18 protein-coding genes and 3 pseudogenes are annotated in these 21,464 nt (G+C 68.0%); 13 read left to right on the top strand and 8 right to left on the bottom strand.

The window, feature by feature from the left end:
* Positions 1-385: 385 nt before the first annotated feature.
* Positions 386-1,100 (top strand): annotated as a pseudogene (locus tag OG776_RS05135) (IS701 family transposase); the annotation flags it as partial.
* Here the strand turns inward: OG776_RS05135 and OG776_RS05140 are convergent.
* Both OG776_RS05140 and OG776_RS05145 read right to left on the bottom strand, forming a co-directional pair.
* Complete coding sequence (locus OG776_RS05140; RefSeq protein WP_329323830.1) at positions 1,078-1,218, bottom strand: hypothetical protein; 141 nt, start codon at positions 1,216-1,218, stop codon at positions 1,078-1,080. The pseudogene OG776_RS05135 and the gene OG776_RS05140 overlap by 23 nt on opposite strands.
* Before the next feature lie 45 nt (positions 1,219-1,263).
* Complete coding sequence (locus tag OG776_RS05145; RefSeq protein ID WP_329319179.1) at positions 1,264-1,692, bottom strand: DUF6281 family protein; 429 nt, start codon at positions 1,690-1,692, stop codon at positions 1,264-1,266.
* 168 nt (positions 1,693-1,860) lie between these two features.
* Here OG776_RS05145 and OG776_RS05150 point away from each other — a divergent pair.
* The 4 genes and pseudogenes from OG776_RS05150 to alsS form a co-directional block, all read left to right on the top strand.
* Positions 1,861-2,148: pseudogene (locus OG776_RS05150) on the top strand (transposase); the annotation flags it as partial.
* A gap of 402 nt (positions 2,149-2,550) precedes the next feature.
* A complete protein-coding gene (locus OG776_RS05155; RefSeq protein WP_329326370.1) occupies positions 2,551-4,200 on the top strand; it encodes an alpha-keto acid decarboxylase family protein in 1,650 nt (549 codons plus the stop codon).
* Between the two features lie 214 nt (positions 4,201-4,414).
* A complete protein-coding gene (budA, locus tag OG776_RS05160) occupies positions 4,415-5,224 on the top strand; it encodes an acetolactate decarboxylase (protein WP_148012106.1) in 810 nt (269 codons plus the stop codon).
* 280 nt (positions 5,225-5,504) lie between these two features.
* A complete protein-coding gene (gene alsS, locus OG776_RS05165) occupies positions 5,505-7,184 on the top strand; it encodes an acetolactate synthase AlsS (protein WP_329319184.1) in 1,680 nt (559 codons plus the stop codon).
* Positions 7,185-7,357: 173 nt separating this feature from the next.
* Here the strand turns inward: alsS and OG776_RS05170 are convergent, their stop codons facing one another.
* Positions 7,358-10,147, bottom strand: a complete 2,790-nt coding sequence (locus tag OG776_RS05170) for an AAA family ATPase (RefSeq protein WP_329319186.1) — start codon at positions 10,145-10,147, stop codon at positions 7,358-7,360.
* 230 nt (positions 10,148-10,377) lie between these two features.
* Here OG776_RS05170 and OG776_RS05175 point away from each other — a divergent pair, with 230 nt between their 5' ends.
* The 3 genes from OG776_RS05175 to OG776_RS05185 all read left to right on the top strand — a co-directional run bounded on the left by OG776_RS05175 (position 10,378) and on the right by OG776_RS05185 (position 13,228).
* Positions 10,378-11,574: an epoxide hydrolase family protein gene (locus OG776_RS05175; RefSeq protein WP_329319188.1), complete on the top strand. Its 1,197-nt coding sequence runs from the start codon at positions 10,378-10,380 to the stop codon at positions 11,572-11,574.
* A 626-nt stretch (positions 11,575-12,200) separates the two neighbouring features.
* Complete coding sequence (locus OG776_RS05180; RefSeq protein WP_329319190.1) at positions 12,201-12,425, top strand: hypothetical protein; 225 nt, start codon at positions 12,201-12,203, stop codon at positions 12,423-12,425.
* A gap of 587 nt (positions 12,426-13,012) precedes the next feature.
* Positions 13,013-13,228, top strand: coding sequence for a hypothetical protein (locus OG776_RS05185; RefSeq protein ID WP_329319192.1), 216 nt, complete (start codon positions 13,013-13,015; stop codon positions 13,226-13,228).
* A gap of 220 nt (positions 13,229-13,448) precedes the next feature.
* Here the strand turns inward: OG776_RS05185 and OG776_RS05190 are convergent, their stop codons facing one another.
* The 4 genes and pseudogenes from OG776_RS05190 to OG776_RS05205 form a co-directional block, all read right to left on the bottom strand.
* A complete protein-coding gene (locus OG776_RS05190) occupies positions 13,449-14,021 on the bottom strand; it encodes a hypothetical protein (protein ID WP_329319194.1) in 573 nt (190 codons plus the stop codon).
* Positions 14,022-14,344: 323 nt separating this feature from the next.
* A pseudogene (locus OG776_RS05195) lies at positions 14,345-14,687 on the bottom strand (NAD(P)/FAD-dependent oxidoreductase); the annotation flags it as partial.
* A 5-nt stretch (positions 14,688-14,692) separates the two neighbouring features.
* Complete coding sequence (locus tag OG776_RS05200) at positions 14,693-15,112, bottom strand: arsenate reductase ArsC (protein ID WP_148012113.1); 420 nt, start codon at positions 15,110-15,112, stop codon at positions 14,693-14,695.
* A gap of 55 nt (positions 15,113-15,167) precedes the next feature.
* Positions 15,168-15,803, bottom strand: a complete 636-nt coding sequence (locus tag OG776_RS05205; RefSeq protein ID WP_329319197.1) for an arsenate reductase ArsC — start codon at positions 15,801-15,803, stop codon at positions 15,168-15,170.
* 104 nt (positions 15,804-15,907) lie between these two features.
* On the opposite strand from OG776_RS05205, the gene OG776_RS05210 reads away from it, so the two are divergent.
* The 5 genes from OG776_RS05210 (at position 15,908) to OG776_RS05230 (ending at position 20,597) form a co-directional block, all read left to right on the top strand.
* Positions 15,908-16,216 (top strand): ArsR/SmtB family transcription factor, encoded by a 309-nt coding sequence (locus tag OG776_RS05210; protein ID WP_148012115.1) that lies wholly within the window; start codon positions 15,908-15,910, stop codon positions 16,214-16,216.
* Positions 16,213-17,322: an ACR3 family arsenite efflux transporter gene (gene arsB, locus OG776_RS05215; protein ID WP_148012116.1), complete on the top strand. Its 1,110-nt coding sequence runs from the start codon at positions 16,213-16,215 to the stop codon at positions 17,320-17,322. The genes OG776_RS05210 and arsB overlap by 4 nt, the downstream gene beginning before the upstream one ends.
* Before the next feature lie 664 nt (positions 17,323-17,986).
* Positions 17,987-18,730, top strand: a complete 744-nt coding sequence (locus OG776_RS05220; protein WP_148012117.1) for an IPT/TIG domain-containing protein — start codon at positions 17,987-17,989, stop codon at positions 18,728-18,730.
* A gap of 160 nt (positions 18,731-18,890) precedes the next feature.
* Complete coding sequence (locus OG776_RS05225; RefSeq protein ID WP_148012118.1) at positions 18,891-19,895, top strand: IPT/TIG domain-containing protein; 1,005 nt, start codon at positions 18,891-18,893, stop codon at positions 19,893-19,895.
* A gap of 234 nt (positions 19,896-20,129) precedes the next feature.
* Positions 20,130-20,597: an Ig-like domain-containing protein gene (locus tag OG776_RS05230; RefSeq protein ID WP_329319201.1), complete on the top strand. Its 468-nt coding sequence runs from the start codon at positions 20,130-20,132 to the stop codon at positions 20,595-20,597.
* Between the two features lie 267 nt (positions 20,598-20,864).
* On the opposite strand, the gene OG776_RS05235 is transcribed toward OG776_RS05230, so the two are convergent.
* On the bottom strand, positions 20,865-21,230 hold the full coding sequence (locus OG776_RS05235; protein ID WP_329319203.1) for an ArsR/SmtB family transcription factor: 366 nt from the start codon (positions 21,228-21,230) through the stop codon (positions 20,865-20,867).
* Positions 21,231-21,464 lie beyond the last annotated feature (234 nt).

Below are 21,464 nucleotides of genomic sequence, written 5' to 3' on the forward strand. Positions count from 1 at the left end.
TCCCCCAGCACATGCAACAGGTAGTCGACGGCGCACGGGCAGGACGCAGCATGCGCAACGACCTGCGGACGAGCGCCTTCGAACGATCGTGAGGGGAATCGTGCTGGATGGGATCGGCTCAGCCGGGCCGTCAGGGTCAGCGCTGGCGCGGCCTCCGAGGGCTCTTGCGTCAGGAGTTCGTGCAGCGGGGTGTGCGGCGGTCGTGGTGACCGCATCCTTGCCCCCTGCGGTCGCCACGGTGATCGCGTAGTCGCGCCCGGCGAGCTCGAAGAACACGGCCGGTTGGTAGCGCGCGCGGTAGACGAGCGTAGGTAAGGAAATCCCACCCGCATCACAAGGCACAACAATCCCAAGGGTCAACTCAGTTAAACCTCAGGCGCTGTTTCTCGCGTTCTGGGGGATGACACCGCCGGCGGTGGTGGCCGACGCCGCTTATGGCACCAACGCGCACCTGCGGGCCGGTCTGTCGGCGCGAGGACTCACCTATGTCCTGCCCATCCGGTCGGACGTGAGCGCCCACCCCTTCGACGCACAGCCCGTGGCTCCGGTCCGCAAGGGAGATGTGGGCTGTTGGCCCCAGCCGCGCTACCGCCAGAAGGCACCATCAGTGGCAGTCCTCGCCACAGGCTTCGGACCGGAAGCGTTCACCACGCTCACATGGCGGCAAGGCTCGAAAGGGGAGTTGCGTTCCCGCTTCGCGGCCGTGCGCGTGCGGCCGGCCGGCAAAGCCGTCGAACGGCCGGTCAAAGCAGGCCTCGGCCGAGCGGGGCTGGTGGGACGGGGTCCTGCCCGACTGCTGGCTCCTGGCCGGATGGCCCGTCGACGCCGAAGCTCCCAGCGAATACTGGCTGTCCAACCTCCCGCCGGACACCCCGATCGCCGATCTGGTCCGCCTGGCCAAGGTCCGCTGGCGCATCGAGCACGACTACCGAGAGCTCAAGCACGGCCTGGGCCTGGACCACTTCGAAGGCCGATCCTGGCCCGGCTGGCACCACCACGTCACCCTCGTGACCGCCGCCCACGCCTTCCTCACCGAACAGCGCCTCGCCCCAAAAGCACCACAACCAGCCCCACCCTCTACCAGACCGTCGACGCTCTCCGTCCGTACTGGTCGGACAGCTTGCCGTACATCGGGGTGGCGATCGTCGAGGTGATGAGGAACGCGGTGGTCACCCGTGCCTGCGCGGTCAGCCCGTTGCCCGCGGCCCCTCGGCGCAAGGCCAGCGGGCACATCTCGCCGCTGCGGTGATCGCGTCATGGCCGCTAGCCTCGTGCCAGGGCCTTGACCTCCGGAGGGAGGCTGCCACCCGGTTGGACGGCGAGGAGCATGACCTCGTCCGAGGTGTACCGCACCGCGATGGCGATGCGTGGATTCAAGCCGTCGACGGCATAGGCCGTCGTCGGTTCAGGCCCTGCATCGTCGTTGTGGCCCGGTGTGTCACCACAGGGCGGGAACTCGGCGGGGCCGAGTGCTCTGCCTACGGTGAACCCGACGTTGGCCACCTGCTTATAGGTGCGGCCCCCGTACATGGCAGCGATCACGCATGACCCTTCGGCCTCCCCGCCACTGCCCTGCGCTGAACAGGCGGTCGTCAACGCGGCCACGGCCATGATCATGCCCGAGTACAACGGCAGCCGCCGTGACCGCCTGGACATGTCGGCGTCGCGTCGGGGTGAAGTTCTGATTCGCATCAGTGGGCTCCTTCCGGAGCGTGCGCGCTCCGTCTCACCGGGTGCCGCGTAGCTCATGGAGGTTCGGACCCCCGGGGGCGTCCCCGATCAATTCATGAACATGACGGAGCTCGAGGCGAATTGGTTCGTTCCGCTTTCGGTGACTCGCCCTTCTCACATGATCCAAGCGGGAACACCAACTGCTTCACCCAGTTCACCGCTGTCATGGAAGCGATCCGGGTGCCCCGGATCGGCCCCGGACGGCTCCGAGTCCGGTCCGATCACGTCCTGGGTGACAAGGGCTACAGCTCGAAAGCGATCCGCGCCTGGCTGCAAAGACAAGGCATCGCCCACACCATCCCTGAGCGGGCAGAGCAGGTCGCAAACCGCCACCGACGGGGAAGCGGCGGCGGACGCCCACCGACATTCGATCGGGAGCTGTACAAGCGGCGCAACGTGGTGGTGCGGTGCTTCAGTCCCTAGCGCTGAGTCGCCGTACACGGTTGATGCGTGACCGTGGGCCGCACCGTTCGGGTTGCGCTTCGCAGCGTGTTCGGTGGACGGGTTTCTGGCGAAACCACCTTGTGATGTAATACACGGATATGTCCGCTATGGAGCTTTTCGTGCAGCTGTCTGGGTCAGGTGATGTGCGCAGAGCCCGAGGCCGAACCGGAAGGGCGCGAAAAGTGACGGGTGCGTGCTCGGCCACGCGCGGCCAAGAGTGATGCGCGTGGATGCGACCGGCTACTGCCGTGGTCTTCCCGGCGCGGCCCGTCTGACGACCATTCGAACAGGGCCGTCGACGCCTGCTGTTCGTGTCCCACGACATCCGCGTTGGGTTCTCCAGCGGTGGCTGCCCGCGACAGAAGGAGCTTTCCCGTGACATCTGTGGTCCAGCACGTCTTGAACCGGCTGAGGGACATCGGTGTGCAACACGTGTTCGGGGTTCCGGGCGACTACGCCTTCCCCCTCAATGACGCCATCGCCGAGCACCCGGACGTCGCGTGGGTCGGCAGCTGCAACGAGCTCAACGCGGCGTACAGCGCTGACGGCTACGCTCGCGTTCACGGTGTGGGGGCGGTATGCACCACCTACGGTGTCGGAGAGCTCAGCGCCCTGTGCGGTATCGCCGGCGCCTACACCGAGCACCTCCCCCTGTTCCACCTCGTCGGCATGCCCGCGATGCCGGTCCAGGCGCACCACACGACCGTTCACCACACCCTGGGCAACGGCGAGTTCAACCTGTTCCATCAGATGGCGCAGCCGGCCGTCTGCGCCAGCGCGATCATGACTCCGCAGAATGTGGCCGCTGAGACCGAGCGTCTCATCGCGGCGGCGCTCTACCACCGGCGCCCGGTCTACATGGCCTTTCCCTCCGACCTGGCGACCATGCCCGTGGTCGGTGAGGCCCAGCCGATCCCCGCCCCGGCCAGTGACCCCGCGCAGGTGAACGCTGCCGTGCAGGCCATCAGTGACATGCTCGGCAAGGCCAAGAGCGCCTGTGTCCTGCCCGGGATCCTGGTCTCACGCGCCGGTCTCAATCAGGATCTCCAGCGGTTCCTCGACGCAACGGGGCTGCCCTTCGCGACGATGATCTCGGACAAGGGGGTCCTGGACGAGGAGCAGTCCTCGTTCGTCGGGATGTACGACGGAAAGCTCATGAACGAGGGTGTGCGCCGCTTCGTCGAGGACGGTGACGTCGTCATCATGGCCGGGACGCTGATGAACGACTTCAACACCGGAGCGTTCACCTCGAACCTCGACCCCGGCCGTACGATCGACATCCGGCACCACCACGTGCGGGTCGACGGCATGACCTATCAGAGCGTAGAGATGAAGGACCTCCTCGACGCTCTCGCCGACAAGCTCCCCCGGAAGCAGTGGCCCCGTCCGTCGGCAGAAGTGGTGCGCATGCCCGCGGCCGGCGGCAGTGGCGACAATCCCATCACCGCGGAGAATCTGTACCCCCGCTGGGAGAGCTTCCTCAAGCCCAACGACATCTTGGTCGCCGAAACCGGCACCGTTTCCATGGGCATGGCGTTCACCCGGCTTCCCCGGAACGCCACCTTCCAGAATCAGACCCTGTGGGGATCGATCGGCTGGGCCACCCCCGCAGCGGTGGGCGCCGCTGTCGCCGCAGAGGACGGCCGGCGCGTGGTGCTGATCACCGGCGAAGGATCTCACCAGCTCACCGCGCAGGAGATCAGCCAGTTCGGCCGCAATGGCCTGCGGCCGGTGGTGTTCGTCCTCAACAACAACGGCTACCTGATCGAGCGCCTTCTGTGCGCGCACCCGGACATCTCCTACAACGACCTCGCCAACTGGCGGTACTCCGAGCTGCCGGAAGTCCTGGGCTGCGACGGCTGGTTCACCGCTCGCGTGACCACCACCGCCGAACTCGACCAGGCCATGGAGGCCGCGGCGAAGGCCAACTCCGGCTGCTACATCGAGGTCGTCACCGCCACGTACGAAGCTCCCCCGATGGCCGAGCAACTGCACAACAACATCGAGACGCTCTACTCCACCTGAACGCACTGCCCGCGCTCTTCTCGGCCGTGGCCGGGCGGTGGTCCGCCGCCCGGCCACGGCCCCCGCGGACCGTGATTTCCGCACCGGCCGGACGGCTACGCCGAGCCCATGTGATGCCGCCGGCCCGCGGCTCACACAGCCGGGACGCTGTCCGGCCCGGCGCCGGATGCCCTGTCCGGTCACTCCACCACTCGTCACAGCAAGGGAGATGAAGATGGCTACTGAAGAACACCCGGTGGAACGGTTCAGGCGGTTCGTCCGTACCGTCCTCGCGCACTGGAACGGCGGCCAGGGTGACCAGCACGACCCTGAGCGGGCCCGGGCGGTCTACCAGAGCTCCACCATGGGCGCGCTCCTCCAAGGCGTGTACGACGGCGACGTCACGATCGGGGAGCTGCTCAAGCACGGCGACTTCGGGCTGGGCACCTTCAACCACCTCGACGGAGAAATGCTGATCCTGGACGGCGTGTGCTACCACCTGCACGCCGACGGCTCGGTGGAGGTCGCCTCTGCCGGCGATCTGTCGCCGTTCGCGGCACTGACGCGCTTCAGCGCCGACACCACCAAGGAAGTGTCATCTCCGATGACACGCCCGGAGGTCACGGCACTGATCGACAGCGCGATCCGCAGCAGCAACCTGGTCTACGCCGTCAAGATCACCGGCCGATTCAGCCATGTCGCCACGCGCACCGTCAAGGAGCAGAAGCCTCCGTACCCGCCCCTGACCGAGGCAGCCGCGGGGCAGGCCGAGACAACGTTCACGGATGTGGAGGGAACCCTCGTCGGCTACCGCACACCCGACTACGAGCAGGGCATCTCCGTAGCCGGATACCACCTGCACTTCATCGACTCATCCCACAGCCGCGGAGGCCACGACCTGGACTTCACGCTCGAGCACGGAAAGATCGAACTCGCTGAGCGGGCGGAACTGCAGTTGATTCTTCCCACGACAGACCAGTTCCTGAACTCCGATCTGACGCCCACCAATCTGGAGAGCCAAATCCGGCAGGCAGAAGGCGGCTGAGGAGCAACCACGGCCCAGCTCTAGGATTACATATGCACGGACGGTGTAGCGGATTAACACCAAACCCTATGCCCCCTGTCTATGTCGGATACGACATCCGTCAGCGGTAGAAGAAATTCCAGGCAGCTCTGATCCGACATGGTGTCCAACTGCAGTGTCCAGCAGCGGAGACAATGACCGAGACGGTTACGCTGAACCTACCGGATATCCCCCCACTGAGACTCAGTTTCGTCAAGTCTGGGGAACCCCCACCTGTTCACACGTCGAGTGAGGCAACGGAATGGCTACAGCAGAAAAAGAGGCAGTGCGCAGCGCCGAACGTGTTATTGAGGCGCTCGAAGAGACGGGCGTGAAGTACATTTTCGCCGTTCCCGGCGGCAAGATCGATCAGGTCTACAATGCCCTCGCCGACAGCAGTATCCAGGTCGTCCTGTGTCGTCACGAACAGAACGCCGCTTTCATGGCTGCAGCCATGGGGCGACTGACGGGAATTCCCGGCGTTGTGCTCGCCACCTCAGGGCCCGGAACCTCGAACCTCGCCACGGGCCTCGTCACCGCGAACACCGAGGGCGACCCGGTCGTGGCCCTGTGCGGCGCAGTGCCCCGGGCTGACCTCCTCAAGCGGACTCACCAGTCCATGAATGCGGAAGCTCTCCTTGGCTCGGTCACCAAGTTCACCGGCATGGTCAACGATCCGGACAACGTGCCGGAAGTCGTGGCCAACGCTCTGCGCGCTGCCGCAACGGAGCCTCGCGGAGCAGCCGCGATCGTCCTGCCCAACGACGTCATGGCGGCTCCGACCGCGAAGACGGCGACCCAGGCGCTGACCGTCGGTGAGCTGGGGGCGGCGCCGGCCGCTGCCGTCGAGCGGGCCGCAGAGCTGATCCGCTCGGCGCGACGGCCGGTGATCCTGGCAGGTGTGCGCGGCGCCGACCCCGCGGCGTGCGCTGCTGTGCGCAAGCTACTGACCGCGGTGGAAGGTCTCCCTGTCGTGGAGACGTTCCAGGCAGCGGGGATCGTGTCCCGGGAACTCGAAGATCACTACCTGGGCAGGGTGGGACTGTTCCGCAACCAGCCCGGCGACGAGGTCCTCGGTGGCGCCGACGTCGTCGTGACCATCGGCTACGACCCGGTGGAGTACGACCCGCAGCTGTGGAACGTGAACAGCCCGAAGATCGTGCACATCGATGCCCTGCCGGCACAGATCGACAACCACTACCACCCGGCTCTCGAACTGCGCGGTGACGTCGCATCGACGGTCGAGGCGCTGGCCGGATCACTCCAGGGCCTGACCCTCCAGGCCGCGTACACCTCGGAGCTCGCCACCCAGCGCCACGCGCTCGAAGAGATCGACGACGTGGCCAAGAGGGGAGAGCACGGGCCGTCCGGCATGAATCCGGCAGCCCTCGTCCTCCAGCTCCGAGAGCTTCTCGACGACGACGCCCTGATCACCAGCGACGTCGGCTCCAACTACATCTACGTGTGCCGGCACTTCCGTGTCTGGCAGCCACGCCACCTGCTGATCAGCAACGGACAGCAGAGCCTTGGCGTCGGCCTGCCGTGGGCGATCGCCGCGGGCCTGGCCCACCCGGGCAAGCAGATCGTCTCGATCTCCGGTGACGGCGGCTTCCTCTTCTCGTCCATGGAACTGGACACCGCCGTACGGCTCGGATCGAACTTCACCCACGTCATCATGCGCGACAACTCCTACGACATGGTGAAGTTCCAGCAGATCCTCAAGTTCGGCCGGGACTTCGGGTGCGAACTCGGCGACCTGGACATCGTCCAGTACGCCGCCTCGTTCGGAGCACACGGCCACCGCGTGCGCACGCCCGCGGAGTTCGCCCCCGCGCTGCAGGCAGCACTCGCGGAACCCGGCCCCTCCATCGTGGACGTCATGGTCGACTACACCCACAACACCGCGCTCTACTCCCACGTCATCGAAGACGCCTTCGAGTAGACACCTCCTCCACCCCGTAAGCCTCCGTACCGGGCAGCTGCCTGTCAGGCTGCTGAAAAACGCAGCCACGGCCAAACAGCTCGCACGCAGCATCGGCCTCGATCCTTCGCCGTGTTCACCTTGAGCCGGCCTCCGAGGGCTGCCCCCTCGGAGGCCAGCTCAAGGCTCAGCGCCTATGTCCCCCGACACGGCGCAGGCAACGCGGAGCGCAGTTGCCTGCGGGAGCTGAGCCCGAGCTTGGCGAAGACGTTGCCGAGGTGCCATTCCACTGTGCGTGAGCTGATGAAGAGCTCTGCGGCTATCTCGGTGTTGGTGAGCCCCTCCCTGGCGAGCCCGGCGATCTGGGCTTCCTGGCCGGTGAGTTCGGAGTCGGTGCCGAAGGTCCGTTTACGGGCAGTCTCCCCGGTGGCGAGGAGTTCCCGGCGGGCGCGCTCGGCGAATCCTTCGGCGCCGACCCGGCTGAACGTCTCGTAGGCGGTACGGAGCTGAGTGCGGCTGTCATGGCGGCGGTTCCGGCGGCGCAGCCATTCGCCGTACAGCAGCCGGGCGCGGGCCAGGTGGACGGTGACCCGGCAACGCTCGAGACGCTCGATCGCCTCCTGGTAGAGCGCCTCGGCGGCCCGGTCGTCGCTCAGCAGCGCGCGCGAGCAGGCCTCCGCGCCCAAGGCCCATTCGGTGCCGCAGGCACGAGTGCGTTCGCTGAGCCTGGCCAGCGCGGGAACGGCGGCCTCCGGCTGCCCGCTGCGGGCGCCTGCCTCGATGAGTTCGGTCAGAGTCCAGCCGAAGAATCCCAGGTCTTCGAACCGGCAGGCACGTGTCGCGGCCGCGAGCGCGTCCTCGTAACGGCCGAGGCCGTTGTAGAGCACGGCGGTCGCGTACTCGGCCAGGCTGAGAACGCGACCCTCACCTCGGGCGCGCACTTCTTCGATGGTCTTCTCGATGCCGTCCAGCGCCTCGGTTTCCCTGCCTCGCCAGGCGCCGAGCACGAGTTCCGAGTACATCATGGGCGCGCCGCCGATCGCCTCCGAGATGGCCGTCCCTTCGTCGATCAGGACTGCCGCGGTGTCGAACCGGCCGGTGTGCACGTTGAGGCATGCCTGGTAGCTCAGTGCCATCGGGAGGACACCGAGCGCTCCCGTCCCGCGCGCGGCGGCAACGGCGCCGCCCGCCAACTCGTACCACGCCTCGTCGTCCCACAGCTCCGGTGCGAGGGCCTCGGGCGAGACCCGAAAGGCCAACCACAGCCATCGCCCGTCGGCATCAGCCGCGCAGGATCTCTGTTGCTGCAGCACGACGTGCAGTGCACGCCTCAGAGCGCCGACGCCAGTCGTGTACCCGTCGATGATCAAGCTGGTGTAGCTGTCCAGAAGGACATCCACCATCCTGGGCGGTGTCGAAGGCGGTGGTCCGGCGCGGGCCGCCTCCGCCACCTCGCGCAGTCCCGGTCCCCCGTTCAACTGGCCCGCGAAGATCGCCGCGCCGGTCGCCTCCAGCAGGGTGTCGCGGGCGAGGACCCCATCCAGGGGCACCAGCCGATTCGCGGCGTCGAGCAGGAGCCCGGGCGCCTCGCTGCCGCGCACTTCGGAGAACACCAGCCGCGCCCGCAGTCGCTCCAAGCGGGCGCTCTGCAGGTCGTCGAGGGGGCCGGCCTCGGCCATCGCCAGCATGTTGTGGGCGTGGTCGCCTCCGCCGGCGTCGATCGCGGCCTGGGCAGCGGCCAGCGCGCGGCTGACGCGGCGCTCGGGGTCGGGCGTGAGCTCGGCGGCCCGCCGTAGGAAGGCCGCTGCCGCGGCGACGCCACCTCTGCGCTCCGCCCGGCAGGCGGAGCGTTCCAGATCGAAGGCGACATCCTCGTCCGGCCGGGCCGCGGCGTGACCGCGATGCCAGGCCCTGCGGTCGGGGTCGTGGTGCGGGTCGGTGGCTTCCGCCAGTGCCTGGTGGGCCGCCCTGCGCTCCGGGGCGGATGTCGTCTGGTACACGGCCGAGCGCACCAAGGGATGCTGGAAGCGGACCCCGGCGCCGAATGTGACCAGACCGGTGGCTTCAGCCGCCGCGGCGGCGTCCCCGGGTATCCCCTGCAGGCCGGCCGCACGCCACAGGAGGTCCACATCGCCGGTCGGCTCGGCCGCGCCAGTCATCAACAGCCGTCGACTCTCATCGGGCAGCGTACGGAAGCGCCGGCGGAGTGCAGTCTCGATGCTGCCGACCACGGGGCCATTGCCGGGGAATCCGAAGCCGCCCGCCAGCTCGACGGGATCGAGCGCGCGCGGCAGCTGCAGCAGAGCCATCGGGTTTCCACGTGCTTCAGCCAGGATCCGCTCCCGTACCAGGGGATCGAACGGTACCCCTACAGCCGATGCCAGCAGGGCTCGCGCCTCGGGCTCCCTCATGCCCAAGACGAGCATTTCCGGCAGACCCGCCAGTTCACGAGCATGGGCAGAATCCCGCAGGGCGAAAATCAAAGCCACTGGTTCGGCCAGCAATCGCCGAGCGACGAATGCGAGCACCTGCCGGGAACCGTCGTCGAGCCATTGCGCGTCATCGACAAGGCAGGCCAGTGGCCGGTCCTCGGCGGCGCCGGCCAGCAGACCAAGCACGGCCAGGCCCACCAGGAACTGGTTGGGCGCCTCCCCCTCCCGCAGCCCGAACGCGACGGACAACGCGTCCCTCTGCGGTCCGGGCAGCCCTTCGAGCCAGCCCAGATGGGGAGCACACAACTGCTGAAGGCTCGCGAACGGGAGCTCCATCTCCGACTCGACGCCCGCGACGGCGGCGGTACGGAACCCATCGGCCCGGCCGGCCGCATAGCCCAACAAGGCGGTCTTCCCGATCCCCGCCTCACCGCGAAGCACCAGGACAGCGCTGCTCCCCGCGCGCGCCCTGTCCAGCACCCGCTCCAATGCGGCCTTCTCCTGGATCCGGCCACGGAGTGTGACCGGTGAATCGACGGCGGGCACTCCCATGGATCGCTCCCTGATACGCCGATTACCCCGCCATATGACCTTATTCCCCTTCTGTTGATTTTAGTAAGGCGTGGGGGGCTCGGAACCGGCCCCCGGGCAGGGAAGACCCCGGGGCCGGACCCGGGGGTGGACCCCGGGGGTTCCCCTGGGGCGACGCGCGCCAACGGCATCCACTGTGGACGAGTCCCGCGGCGCGAAGCCGCTGACCACTGCAAGGAGAACCTCCCCACATGTCTGACACTGCCGCATCGACGGCCATCCGCCCCTTCACCTTCGCATTCCCCGAGGCGGAGCTCCAGGACCTTCGCGCGCGCATCGAGGCGACACGTTTCCCCGAGAAGGAGACCGTCGCCGACCAGTCCCAGGGCACACAGCTCTCCACTGTTCAGGAACTTGCCCGGTACTGGGCCAAGGAGTACGACTGGCGCAAGGTCGAGGCGAAACTGAACTCCTACCCGCAGTTCATCACCGAGATCGACGGGCTGGACATCCACTTCCTTCACGTCCGCTCCCAGCACGCAAACGCCCTGCCGGTGATCGTGACGCACGGGTGGCCGGGTTCGGTCGTCGAGCAGCTGAAGATCATCGAGCCGCTCACCAACCCGACGGCTCATGGCGGCGACGCCTCGGACGCCTTCCATGTGGTGATTCCGTCGATGCCCGGCTACGGGTTCTCCGGCAAGCCCGCGAAGAAGGGCTGGAGCCCGGAGCGCATCGCTGCCGCATGGGGCGAGCTGATGAAGCGCCTGGGCTACACCAAATACGTCGCGCAGGGCGGCGACTGGGGTGCGATCGTCACCGACCTGATGGGTTCACAGGAGCCCGAGGGCCTCGTCGGCATCCACACCAACATGCCGAAGGTGATTCCGACCGACATCGACGCCGCGCTCGCCAAGGGCAACCCGCTGCCCGAGGGCCTGACGCTGTCCGACGAGGAACGGACCGCGGTGGACCAGCTGGACTTCGTGTACCGGCATGTCTACTACGCGTACATGATGGGCTCGCGGCCGCAGTCCCTGACCGGGCTGGCGGACTCCCCGGTGGGTCTGGCGTCCTTCCTGCTCGACCACGACGCGAAGAGCCTGGCCATGATCACCCGTGCTTTCCACGGTGTGAGCGAGGGTCTGTCCCGTGATGACGTCCTGGACAACGTCACGCTGTTCTGGCTGACGAACACCGCGGTCTCCGCGGCCCGTCTCTACGCGGAGAACACGACTCCGTTCTTCGGGGTCAACGGGGTCAAGCTCCCGGTCGCCGTGAGCGTCTTCCCCGACGAGCTCTACGAGGCCCCCAAGAGCTGGACCAGGCAGGCCTATCCGAACCTCGTCCACTACAACCGGCTCCCCAAGGGCGGGCACTTCGCCGCCTGGGAGCAGCCGGAGCTCCTCGTGAACGAGCTCCGCACGGGCTTCCGCTCCATGCGCTAGCCGACCGCGACCGACGCCTGAACAGACGCCGGCACGACGGGGCGGCCGAGCGAACCGGCTCCAGGCCCACTCGGCCGCCCCATGTCTCTGTGGCCCTTTCCCCGGCCCTTTCCCCAGACGGACTTTGCTGCTCCACGAGTGGGTGCTCAGCTGGTCTACGAGATTGCGACGATGAACAGCCCTCATCCGCTCCAGCGGCGATCCATCCCTTCCGGCAGTGACCCCGGCACGCGGATCCTGACTCCACGGGACCCCCGCGCCTCGGACGGTCTTCACGCAGCGGCGCCGGATCAAGACCCGCTCCTCGTACGTTTCGAACGCGAGGCCATGCCGTTCCTCAGCCGCTTGTACGCGGCCGCGACGCACTTGACCCACGACCGCGCTCACGCCGAAGACGGGTGCAAGAGACGTATGTCCGAGCTTTCAGCGCGTTCGGGGCGTTCACCGGCGGCACGAGCCTGAAGCTCTGGCTGTTCCACCTGCTGGCCGACACCGCGGCGCTCCACGCCCCTGGTGGACGGGAACGCTCGACACGTTCGAGATCCTCGGCAGAATGTCCCTGCCGCTGGTGGACGGTGGAACGCCCTCCGAGGCTCAGTGCCCCTCAGATGCCTCAATCCCAGGCCTTGGAACGGCTGTCCGTCCGCGAGGTGAGGACGGTGCTCGGGAGACTTCCCCGAAGGCTGGCGATCGTTGTCCATCTCGCGGACGTCGAGGACTTCTCCCCGAGCCAGGTCGCGGAAATCCTCGACATACCCCATGAAATCGCGGCGTTCCGCTTGTTCTACGGGCGACACCGCTTGATTCGCATCCTCACCGATGCCGCACGTCGGCAGGGCTTTCTCGACTGACGAGCCGCACAGACCCTCCGGCCGGACAACGAGGTGGTGGGTAGCAGTTCCAGAGCAGTTGTCAGTTCCAGGGCAGTTCGACCACGGCACGGATCCCGTGCCACGGGAGTGCTGAGGGCATGTCGTGCAGGTGCCGTGCCCCAGTACCCAAGGGTCGAGGCCGTGGTCAGCGAGGAGGGCGGTGCAGGGCCGACCGGCCACGCGACCTCTACCAGGGCTAACCTTCCCTTCCGTTCGAAGGCGCCTGCAGGCACCCAGTGCACACCGTCGTCTTCCTGCTGCGGAGCGCGCGGGCCTTGTCGGCGGCCTGGTGTGCTTGAGAAAGCTGAACCGCCTGGCTTCGGGACCGGGCTGGAGGAAGCCGCGGGTCGTCTGTGCGACAGCGTTGACGCTCGTCAGGCTGCTCGCCTCCTAGAGACGGCCAGTCGACGCGCCTCAAGGCAGTATCGGCCCCCGCGACCGAGGAGCCGGCCGCCCCGAGCGCGGCGGAACCGGAAGCGAGAAGGTCCGCGATGCATTCGGCCCTTACAGGCCACCTACGACGACGCGTGCACTACCCCGGGTAACTGCGAGTACACCCTGGGCGGGTGCTCGATGAGCTCAACAGTCTCGACAAGGCGATGGAAGCGGACCCCCAGGGCCCTGGGCTCTCCAAGGAACCCCTCGCCTGGATCGTGAATCTGCGGGCCGTGCTGGGCGACGACAGTTCCTTCGAGAAGCCCAGGAGACACCTGGACCTGCTCACCGGAACGCGAGACAAGATCAATACCTGGATGCAGGGCCATCAGGAGGACTACCGATGAGGCCGAGGCCGCGCATGGGCTTCACGAGCTCACACCGTTCGGGGATCGGCGAAGGCCATGTTCGGTCTCGACGCCTTCGGGAACAATCGGTGTGAGCTGTACAGGTGAGCAACCACTTGGCGCTCCACAGATCAAGGTGCCAATCGCGACCGTCCCACAGACTGACGGCGGCGCCCAGATCCGTTGATGGCCGGTGTATGTCGTGCTTCCGGGTTGTATGTCACCCGAGCTCGACCGAATACGAGCTTCCGCTGAACTCCCAGCCGTCGGTGCCTTCGCCGATGTCGGCGACGATGATGTCGTCGATGAAGCGGTCCTCGAAGTCGTCGTCTCGCAGGTCGCCTGCCTGCCAGAGGGCTTCGATGTCGCTCCAGTCGCCGCGGCTCGCGTCGATGCGCAGGGGGGGTGCGGCGCGGCGGGTTCCGCGTTCGCGTTCGTCGTTGCCGGTCTTGACGAGGCCGCTGATCTCGAACTGGCCGTCCTTGACGGTGTCGGGGAGGGGGTCGGCGGGGACGATGGCGACGTTCTCGTACGCGGTGTGGATGAGGTCGCGGTAGCTGCGGCGGACGTTGCACTCAGGGTCGGACAGCCACTTGATGAGGGTGTCGGGGCGGACGTCGAGGCCGGCAGTGTCGAGGGCTTCGTAGCCGCGGCGGGTGCCGGTGAGCTGACTGAGCTGGGCGTGCCAGTGCTTCGCGCTGTAGGAGGCAAGGCGTGGCGGGGCGTGACCTGCTCGCGCAGGAGGTCGTCGAGGGAGGCGCCGTGCCCGGTGGGGCCGGCCATCAGTCGTCACCTTCCGGGATGAACGCGCCGCGCTCGATGACCCTGCAGGGCGCCGGAGGCGAGAGGCAAGGCGGCCGCGGCTAGTACGTGGTCGGCTCCAGCGCCAATGACGTCCCCGGCCACCTGACCATCAGCCGCCGCTGCACCGACGGTCGAGCTGGTGCTGGGCGTCGAGGTGGTGGCACGCGCCGGGGTGTCGGTGTCGAGGAATCGGGCGCGGGCGAGGTCGGGGCGCAGGCGGGCGTGGCCGATGACGCCCAGGTCGCGTTCGGCGACCGTGACGTCGGCTTCGCCACTGTCGGTGTGTGCGGTGAGGGTGAGGATGACGTCGGCGGAGCCGGTGGCCACGATCACTGTCTTCGCGCGGTGCACGGTGCCCGCGGTGTCGGTGACGGTCTCGATGTCACCGGTGAGGTCGACCTCGACGATGTCGTCGTCGACCGTCTCGGCGCCGAACTTCTCGGCCTGGGCCCGCATATGCCATCAGGTCGGGGTCTTCGATGCCGTCGGGGAAGCCGTGGAAGTTCTCGACATCGGAGGTCGTGGTCAGTGCGCCACCGACGAAGATGACGCCGCCGAAGACGAGCGGCTTGAGGTCGGCGCGGGCGGTGTTGGGGGCGGCGGTGTACCCGGCGGGGCCGGAGCCGATGACCTCGCGTATGCCGGTGTCGGTCACGGAGGTCACGCCTCCTGCCGGGCGTCGATCTCGGCGATCAGGGCCTCGATGTGAGTCTTGATCTCGTCGCGGATCGGGCGGACGGCCTCGACGCCCTTGCCGGCCGGGTCCTCCAGGTCCCAGTCAAGGTACTCCTTGCCGGGGAAGATGGGGCAGGCGTCGCCGCAGCCCATGGTGATGACGTAGTCGGACGCCTGGACGGCCTCGGTGGTGAGGATCTTCGGCTTCTGGCCGGAGATGTCGATGCCGACCTCCTTCATCGCCTCGACGGCGGAGGGGTTGACCTGGTCGCCCGGGATGGAGCCGGCGGAGCGGACCTCGATCCGGTCGCCCGCTAGGTGGTTGAGGAATCCGGAGGCCATCTGCGAGCGTCCGGCGTTGTGGACGCAGACGAACAGCACGGAGGCGAGCGGGCTGGAGGACATCGGTTCTTCCTTCGTCAGTGATGGAGCGGTGGTACGGGTGGTGCAGAGGTGAAGTTCAGGCGCCCGGCAGGGAGTCGAGCAGTTCGGTGATGTGCGCGTCGATCTCGTCGCGGATGCCACGGACGGTCGCGATCGGGGCGCCCTCGGGGTCGGTGACCGGCCAGTCCAGGTAGCGGCGGCAGGGCAGCACGGGGCAGGCGTCCCAGCAGCCCATCGTGATGACGATGTCCGCCGCCTGTACGACCTCGTTCGTCAGCGGCTTGGGGAACGCGCCGGCTATGTCCACTCCGGCCTCGGTCAGCACCTGCACGACGACCGGCTCGACGTCGGCGGCCGGGAGAGTCCCGGCAGAGAAGACGGTCACGTGGCCGCCCGCGCGATGCGCGAGTAGGGCGGCTGCCATCTGGGAGCGGCCGGCGTTGTGGCCGCACACGAACAGCACTCGGGGCAGGCCCACGCCCGGGGCGCCCCCGATGTGCGCAAGCGCCTCGAGGCGTTCAACGACCAGGTGCTCGGCCAGCAGCACCAGGTGGGTGCGGACGCGGGCGTGTTCGGCCAGGCGCTCGTAGGAGTCGGTGACCAGGCGCTGGATGGTCTCGGGAGAGAAGCGTCCGCGGTAGCGCAGGGCGAGGCGGGTGATGCCGGAGGCCGGCCGGTCGTCAGGCAGCACGGGCGGTGGGGATGGGGTCACGGGACGCCCCTTCGGGGTGTGGGTCTCCCACGGGTGTGGGGATGCGGGTCCCGAAGATCACCCCGGACTGGTATCGGTCGGGAATGCTGTGAGAATATCAGTCCATGCTGATGTCAGTCGACACTGATCTGATGCGGGTTCTGGCCGACCCGCTCCGTCTCCAGATCGTCTCCCTCCTGGCCGAGGAGACGCTCTGCACCACGCACCTCATCGAGGAGACAGGGGCGAAGCAGACCAACCTCTCCAACCACATGAGAGTGCTGCGCGAGGCCGGAGTGGTGGAGACCGAGCCGTGCGGCCGCTTCACGTACTACAAACTGCGCGCCGACGTCATCGCCCGCCTCGCCGGACAGTTCGCCGACCTGGCCGAGTCCGCCCGCAACGCCGCCGACAACAAGAGGGCCTGCCCGTGACCCCCTCCGAAGCACCCGCGACCACCGAGGACTCGTCGGTCGTCGCGAAGCTGTCGACGCTCGACCGGTTCCTCGCCGTGTGGATCCTCGCCGCGATGGCCGTCGGCCTCGGCCTCGGCCGGCTCATCCCCGGCCTCGACGACGCCACGGCGAAGGTGGAGATCGGCGGTATCTCCCTGCCGATCGCCGTCGGCCTGCTGATCATGATGTACCCGGTCCTGGCCAAGGTCCGCTACGACAAACTCGACGCAGTCACCGGCGACCGCAAGCTCATGGTCTCCTCGCTGGTCATCAACTGGCTCGTCGGCCCGGCGGTCATGTTCGCGCTGGCCTGGATCTTCCTGCCGGACCTGCCCGAGTACCGCACCGGCCTGATCATCGTCGGCCTGGCCCGCTGCATCGCCATGGTCATCATCTGGAACGACCTGGCCTGCGGCGACCGCGAGGCCGCCGCCGTCCTCGTCGCCCTCAACTCGGTCTTCCAGGTCCTGGCCTTCGGCCTGCTCGGCTGGTTCTACCTCGCCCTGCTGCCGAACTGGCTCGGCCTGGACAACGGCCAGCACCTGGACATCTCCATGTGGAAGATCGCCCTGAACGTCGTCATCTTCCTCGGCGTCCCGCTGCTGGCCGGCTTCCTCACCCGCCGCATCGGCGAACGCAAGCTCGGCCGCGAGAAGTACGAGACCGGCTTCCTTCCGAAGATCGGCCCGTGGGCCCTGTACGGCCTGCTCTTCACGATCGTCATCCTCTTCGCCCTGCAGGGCGAGACCATCACCTCGCAGCCGCTGGACGTGGCCCGCATCGCCCTGCCGCTACTGGTGTACTTCGCGGTCATGTGGTTCGGGACTTTCACCCTCGGCAAGGTCATCGGCCTCGCCTACGACCGCACCGCCACCCTCGCCTTCACCGCCGCGGGCAACAACTTCGAGCTGGCCATCGCGGTCGCCATCGCCACCTTCGGAGTCACCAGCGGCCAGGCTCTCTCCGGAGTCGTCGGCCCCCTCATCGAGGTCCCGGTCCTGGTCGCGCTCGTCTACGTCTCCCTGGCCTGGCGGCGGAAGTTCAGCGCCGCACAGCAGCTGACACGGGCACCGCAGGCGAGCTGACGCGCTGCCTGGACCGCACTGGCCTCGGTGCGCGGATCGCTGCAGACGCATGGTCGACACGATCTTTGTCCCTGTTCCAGGCGCCGTGCACCGGGGGCATGTTCGATGTTCCAAGAACGGGCAGGGCGCCGCCAGGCAGCGCGCACGTGGGATGAAGGCGCGCCCGCGCTGACCAACCGCAACACCGTCGCCGGGGCCGTGCGGTCGCCAAGACCGCCGCGGCCGTCGACATTCGGGCCGTCTTCGGAGTCGACGTCGCCGTTGCCCTGCTCTACACCGTCTATGCCCGCACACCGGTGCGGGTGGCGCGCACGTCGTGGAATCCTCCGTGGTCGTGATGGCCCGACAGGTCACCGTGTACCACCGGAACGCGCCGTCGCACGCCAAACGCGCTCCGCCAAACGGTTGATACCGTGCCAATTCTCTTGGCGGGGCGATCACTCGGATGGGTTAATTCAGGTGTCTGCATCAATGGGCGATGGTCCATCGAGTCGCCGCGGACAAGCCTCCCTCCCGGGACTGAACTCATCCCGTCCGGACGGGCCTCCGCACATCCCCATCCGCCAGCGGCCGGACGCGTCGGCCTGGGCCGGTTCGGGACGTCCGTGGATCGGGACACCCAGTCGCTGCTCGGAGAGACTTCCGAGTGAGGAGGAACCCCCTCATGCCCATCAGTCCCAACCAAGGCTCCACCAGCGGCGGAACAACCGTCACCATCACCGGCGTGAACCTGTCCGGTGCCACCGCCGTCCACTTCGGGTCCCAGACGGCCACGATCACCGCGAACACGCCGACCTCGATCACCGTCATCGACCCCGCGGGCTGCGGCGTCGTCGATGTCAACGTGACGACCCCGGGAGGGACCAGCAACTCGATCTCCTTCTTCTACATCAGCCCACCGATCGCGGTGTCCGTGGGCCCGGGCTCCGGTCCCACTGCGGGCGGCAACACGGTCACCGTCAACGGCTACGGACTCTCCACGGCCACCGCCGTGTCCTTCGGCTCCAACAGCGCGACGCCGACGGTCATCTCGGACAGCCAGCTGTCGGTGGTCGTTCCGGCCGGCAGTTTCAGCGGCTCGGTCGACGTCACCGTCACCACCACCGGGGGCACGACCGCTCCGCTCACCTACGCCTACGTCGACACGCCGACGCTGGACTCGCTCACACCCGCCTCGGGGTCGACGTCCGGCGGTACCTCGGTGACCGTCACCGGCACCGGCCTGGCGTCCACCACGGCCGTCACCTTCGGCGGTACCAGCGCGTCCTTCGCAGTGCTGAACAACGCCACGCTGGTGGCCGTCACACCGCCGGGCGCCGCTGGGTCCGTCGATGTCGTCGTGACCACCGAGGGCGGTAGCGCCACCGCCAGCGGCGGATTCACCTACGTGTCCGGTCCCGGCATCTGACGGTGTCCCGGACGCACGGCTGCGCACGGTTCAGGTCCGCTCCGGTCCACCGGCCCGTGCCCAGCGGAAGCGGTGCGAACTCGCGTACGCCCGCCCGAACCGCTTCCGTGACCGCCCAGCTCGCGGCCCAGCGAGGCCGACCACACCCCTTGGAGTCACCGTGGCCCCTCCCGTCCTCACCTCGGTCGTACCCAACACGGGTCCGGCGGCGGGCACCAATCCCGTGACCCTGAACGGAAGCCAGTTCACCGGCGCCACCGCTGTCATGTTCGGCTCCGCGGCCGCACTTTCGTACACGGTCAACACCCCCTCGACGATCACGGCGACCGTCCCGCCCGGAACCGGCACGGTGAACGTCACCGTGCGCACACCCGCTGGGCTCAGCAATACGGTTGCCTACACCTACGCGCCCACGCCGACCCTCAGCGCGATCGCGCCGAACCAGGGCCCGACGTCCGGCGGGACGAGCGTGGTCCTCACCGGAACCGGCCTCACCGGGACCACCGCCGTCACCTTCGGCAGCACCCCCGCGACCTCCTACACCGTCAACTCCGCCACCCAGATCACCGCAGTCGCCCCGGCCGGCACCGGCGCGGTGGCGGTCACCGCGACCACCGTAGGCGGCACCTCGGGGCCGGTGTTCTTCTACTACCTCAACGCGCCCTCGCTGCTGTCCGTCTCGCCTGCCCAGGGCCCGGCGACCGGCGGGACGAGCGTGGTCCTCACCGGAACCGGCCTCACCGGGACCACCGCCGTCACCTTCGGCAGCACCCCCGCGACCTCCTACACCGTCAACTCCGCCACCCAGATCACCGCAGTCGCCCCGGCCGGCACCGGCACGGTGGCGGTCACCGTCACCGGTCCCGGCGGCACCAGCAACTCCGTCACCTACGCCTACCTCGCAGCGCCGGCACTCACCACGCTGTCGCCCGCGCAGGGGCCGACGGGCGCGGGCGCCGCCGTGACCCTGACAGGCACCGGGCTGACCACGACCTTCGCGGTCCACTTCGGCGCCGCACCGGCGGCCTTTACCGTGGTGTCGGACACGACAGCGATCGCGATCGCCCCGGCAGGTCCGGCGGGTCCGGTGCTGGTGAGCGTCACGACGTCGGGCGGCACCAGCAACTCGCTCGCCTACCAACGGGTCGCGCCTCCCGCGATCTAGCCAGTACCTCGGCATCGGCGCCACTGGCCCGCGCCTACCCCGCGCCATCGGCCCGCTCCAGCCCATTCGAGCGAGCCGATGACTCAGGTGGGGCCGCCGGGACCCGCGCCTCCCGCATATGCCATCAAAAGCGGCCTAAGGTCACGCACCGAACGGTTACGGCGAATCCCCGCCTGCCGATCAGACCGAGGAGGCCCCTCAGTGAAAGCGTGTCGTGCGCGCAAAGCCGGAGTCATGGTCGTTGTAGCGGCAGCGGCCACAGTGCTGTTCATCGCTCCGTCGGCTGCCGCCGCCGATCCGTCGTCGACCACGGTCCAGGCAACGCCCTCCTCGGCGACGACCGGGCAACTGGTGACCCTCGACGCGACAGTGACCTGCAGCTCGGACCCGAGCGGCGGCCTCGGCGTGTCGTTCTTCGACGGCCCGGACCTCCTCGCGACCGCACCCGTCTCCGCCGACGGACACTCCTCACTGACCACCGGTTTCACGACCACCGGAACACACACCATCACCGCCGCCTACAACGGCGACGACAGTTGCGGCGCTTCGAGTGACACCACCACCGTCACCGTGTCCCAAACCCCGGTTCCCCCGGCCAACAACCCGGGCTGCCTGCTGTGCGGCCTCATCGACTTCCACGTCGGGGACATCCACAACGAGGTCAACGTCAGCGGCCACAACGTGACGCGCATCCACAAGTAAGCCCGGCCTGCCGGGCGCTGGACGCGCGCGAGGGGTGCCACGGGCCCGTGGCACCCCTCGCGCGCGTCGGTTAAGAGGTCCCGGTTGAAGCGGCGCTCGACGACGTTCCGCCGCCGGTAGACACATCTACCTCGGCACCGTCACCCTCGCAGCACTCGTGATCTGGCTCCGCACATGATCCGGGATAAGCCCTCTGCGCAGCATCCGCGGGCCCGTCGCCACCGGCCAGCGCGAACGGAACCGCCGCACGCCCCGGTGAGGCGGAAGTCAGGAGCGCAGGTCGAGCATGGCGGACATGGCCGCCACCACGGACGGCGCTACCTGGTAATAGACCCAGGTGCCGCGCCGCTCGGACGTCAGCAGGCCAGCCTCGCGCAGCTTCTTCAGGTGGTGGGAGACGGTTGGCTGCGAGACGCCGACGTCCTGGATGTCGCACACGCACGCCTCGCCGCCTTCATGCGAGGCGACCTTGGAGAACAGGCGCAGCCGCACCGGGTCGGAGAGTGCCTTGAACATGACGGCCATCTTCTCCGCGTCCGCCTGGGACAGCTCGGCCGACGTGATCGGCGGGCAGCACGGGACGACCGGCTCGGCCGGCAGCACCGAGAGCTCCACCACCTGAGAATTCGACATGCGTCTATGTTGACACTCATCGATACCAGTGGCAAGCTTCGCGTATCGAAAGACATCGATAAACGTCGATACAAGAGGGCGGCTTGCGGACAACGAGCCCCGTGATCCGCTCCTGCGTGACCCCGGTCATGTCTCACGTGCCACCACTCGGCAACGGTCCCGGCGAGCGTTCCTGCCTGCGCCCCGCGGCCGATACCCCTGCACCACCTGCCAACACTCTGCGTCTGAGGAGAC

The sequence above is a fragment of the Streptomyces sp. NBC_01689 genome (assembly GCF_036250675.1).
Classification (GTDB): Bacteria; Actinomycetota; Actinomycetes; order Streptomycetales; family Streptomycetaceae; genus Streptomyces.

Excerpts from the sequence above, each read along its gene's own strand:
- OG776_RS05145 (WP_329319179.1), bottom strand. The coding sequence starts at position 1,692 with ATGCGAATCAGAACTTCACCCCGACGCGACGCCGACATGTCCAGGCGG.
- budA (WP_148012106.1), top strand. The coding sequence starts at position 4,415 with ATGGCTACTGAAGAACACCCGGTGGAACGGTTCAGGCGGTTCGTCCGT.
- alsS (WP_329319184.1), top strand. The coding sequence starts at position 5,505 with ATGGCTACAGCAGAAAAAGAGGCAGTGCGCAGCGCCGAACGTGTTATT.
- OG776_RS05170 (WP_329319186.1), bottom strand. The coding sequence starts at position 10,147 with ATGGGAGTGCCCGCCGTCGATTCACCGGTCACACTCCGTGGCCGGATC.
- OG776_RS05175 (WP_329319188.1), top strand. The coding sequence starts at position 10,378 with ATGTCTGACACTGCCGCATCGACGGCCATCCGCCCCTTCACCTTCGCA.
- OG776_RS05200 (WP_148012113.1), bottom strand. The coding sequence starts at position 15,112 with ATGTCCTCCAGCCCGCTCGCCTCCGTGCTGTTCGTCTGCGTCCACAAC.
- OG776_RS05210 (WP_148012115.1), top strand. The coding sequence starts at position 15,908 with ATGCTGATGTCAGTCGACACTGATCTGATGCGGGTTCTGGCCGACCCG.
- OG776_RS05220 (WP_148012117.1), top strand. The coding sequence starts at position 17,987 with ATGCCCATCAGTCCCAACCAAGGCTCCACCAGCGGCGGAACAACCGTC.
- OG776_RS05230 (WP_329319201.1), top strand. The coding sequence starts at position 20,130 with ATGGTCGTTGTAGCGGCAGCGGCCACAGTGCTGTTCATCGCTCCGTCG.
- OG776_RS05235 (WP_329319203.1), bottom strand. The coding sequence starts at position 21,230 with ATGTCGAATTCTCAGGTGGTGGAGCTCTCGGTGCTGCCGGCCGAGCCG.